Source organism: Thiocystis violacea, assembly GCF_016583565.1.
Lineage (GTDB): Bacteria > Pseudomonadota > Gammaproteobacteria > Chromatiales > Chromatiaceae > Thiorhodococcus > Thiorhodococcus violaceus_A.
This window is the reverse complement of record NZ_NRRF01000242.1, coordinates 1-694: the sequence shown is the minus strand read 5'-3', so window position 1 is coordinate 694 and position 694 is coordinate 1. Positions and strand designations below refer to the sequence as shown.

1 protein-coding gene is annotated in these 694 nt (G+C 59.5%); it reads left to right on the top strand.

Going from position 1 to position 694, the window contains the following annotated elements:
* Positions 1-61: 61 nt before the first annotated feature.
* On the top strand, positions 62-451 hold the full coding sequence (locus CKO23_RS25025) for an IS66 family transposase (protein WP_274600259.1): 390 nt from the start codon (positions 62-64) through the stop codon (positions 449-451).
* Positions 452-694: the final 243 nt, after the last annotated feature.

Here is a 694-nt window from a genome sequence, read left to right as displayed (position 1 = left end):
ACGTGCGTCGCGCTGCCTCGCCAACCAATCCTGGCGCGCAGTTTGAGTCAAACGCTGGGGCCTGTACAGAATCGAAGGTAAATCCCACTACGGCGAGTCAATCTGCGGTAGAACGGTTTCGCCGTGCGTGCAATTGACCCACCACCACATGCTGCCGCTGGCACGCACCGGTGAGTTGATGGGCGATCTGTTCGGTCTGCCGATGTCCGACGCCACGGTGCTGGCGATCCAGGCTGAAGCGCAGGTGCTGCTCGCCCCGACCGTGGCCGCGATGGGCGAGGCGCTCAAAGCCGCCCCGGTCGCCCACGCCGACGAAACCGGTCTGCGTGTGGCCGGTAAAATCCACTGGATGCATGTTCTCGCCGACATTACGCACGCCATAACGTGTATTAACGAATTTTTTGTTGCTGATTTTCAGTGGGATCCCCGTCACCTCGCACACGGAAGATGAACAAATCGTCCGTCATCGTGGCTGAAAATCGTCGTTCCACCGCTCTCTCCCCAGCGGAAGGGCTTCCCTCAATGGTCTTATCATCGCGTTGTTCGCGAACATTGAGAGGGAATCATGCATGGCCGTCCATATCGACACCGCCTCCATGGCCAGTCCACGCCATTACAGCAGCCAGGTCCTCAATCACCTGGGGCTCGTGGCCGGAATGTACGACGAGCTGGGTCTCGGGGAGCTGATCGATCA